At 57.8% G+C, this 1,631-nt stretch carries 1 protein-coding gene and 1 pseudogene; both read right to left on the bottom strand.

The window, feature by feature from the left end:
* A pseudogene (locus ASE94_RS05630) lies at positions 1 to 376 on the bottom strand (hypothetical protein); the annotation flags it as partial.
* A gap of 244 nt (positions 377 to 620) precedes the next feature.
* Entirely contained in the window at positions 621 to 1,211 is a 591-nt protein-coding gene (locus tag ASE94_RS05625) for a hypothetical protein (protein ID WP_062629569.1), read from the bottom strand.
* Positions 1,212 to 1,631: the final 420 nt, after the last annotated feature.

The raw sequence follows: 1,631 nt of genomic DNA, 5'->3' as shown, positions 1-1,631 counted from the left end.
CGAGGACCGAGTCGGTCACGACTGCGCCAGCGCGGAGGTTAGCGAAGAATTCGCCGGTCGAGACGCCATTGCCCCAAACGTAGTCACCGGTAACTTCGGCGCCGAGCAGGAACGGGTCGACGGGGAGGAAGTTGACGCCAACAGCGGCACCGACAACACCCTGGGTGATCGACGGGCCAGCAAGAATGTTGCCATACTGGTTGGTACCGACGAACTGACCACCGGCGCGAACACCAGCGTAGAGGCCATCCCACGAGAAACCAGCAGATTCATAGATCGGCTCTGGGCTGGTCGGGATGATCAGGTCAGCAGCCGAAGCTGCCGCAGTGCCGAGGACGGCGAGCGAGACGCCGACGAAAAGAGTACGAATAGACATGTGGAGCCCTCAAAGAATCCGTTGATGGCTGTAAATTGACAGAGCGGCCGACCGCTCGCAATGGTTGGAGCACTTTGTTTGACCATTCCAAGATGTGTTTTCGGTGGGTGTAACTAAAGGAACACACCTGGTGCTCGTGGAGCGAACCGCGAACAAAGCAAAACGGCGAACCGACAGGAGCCGGTTCGCCGCATGAGCGCAGGAATCAATGTCTCTGGCGCTTAGAGCCAGAAACTATGCGTTCTTAGAAATGGTAGAAAACGCCGACGGTGGCCTTGGTCGTTTCGAAGAACGAGTCGGCACCACCGGCATCGCTGAAGTCACCCTGGCCAACGACTTCACCGCGGACAGTGATGGCATCGGTCACAGCAACTTCGACGCCGCCGCCGAGCTGATAAAGGCCAACCGAACCAGCATTGTTCGGGCCGGTCTGAACGCCAACACCGCCGATTGCATAGACGAGAACCGAGTCGGTCACGACTGCGCCAGCGCGGAGATTAGCGAAGAATTCGCCGGTCGAGAGGTTGTTGCCCCAAACGTAGTCACCGGTGACTTCGGCGCCGAGGAGGAATGGATCCATGGGCAGGAAGTTGACGCCAACAGCGCCACCGATGACACCTTGGGTGATCGAAGCACCGGCACCGAGGTTGCCGTACTGGTTGGTACCGACGAACTGACCACCGGCGCGAACACCAGCGTAGAGGCCTTCCCACGAGAAGCCAGCAGATTCATAGATCGGCTGCGGGGTGGTCGGGATGATGAGGTCGGCAGCGGAAGCACCGGCAGTGCCGAGAACGGCGAGCGAGACGCCGACAAAAAGAGTACGAATAGACATAAGTAGCCCTCAAAAAAGTGCGTTGATGATCCTAAATGGCAGGCACGTCGGCTGATCGCAATGGCTGCGGCATTCACATCTAACGCGCGAGATGATGTTTTCGATCAGTGTATCCGAACGATCACACTTCCATTCATGACCTGTAAATCAACCTTAAAAACCAAACGGCGAACCGACAGGAGCCGGTTCGCCGCATGGGTGCAAGAATCATGTCTCTGGCGCGATGCGCCAGAAACTATGCGTTCTTAGAAGTGGTAGAAAACGCCGACGGTGGCCTTGGTCGTTTCGAAGAACGAGTCAGCACCACCGGCATCGTTGAAGTCACCCTGGCCAACAACTTCACCGCGAACGGTGATGGCATCGGTCACAGCAACTTCGACGCCGCCGCCGAGCTGGTAGAGGCCAACCGAACCAGCATTG

This window comes from Devosia sp. Leaf64, from assembly GCF_001421945.1.
In the GTDB taxonomy this organism is placed as follows: domain Bacteria; phylum Pseudomonadota; class Alphaproteobacteria; order Rhizobiales; family Devosiaceae; genus Devosia.
This window is presented reverse-complemented; position numbering and strand designations above follow the sequence as displayed.

What these genes read in the sequence shown, in the direction of transcription:
- ASE94_RS05625 (WP_062629569.1), bottom strand. Translation starts at nt 1,211, where the DNA reads ATGTCTATTCGTACTCTTTTTGTCGGCGTCTCGCTCGCCGTTCTCGGC.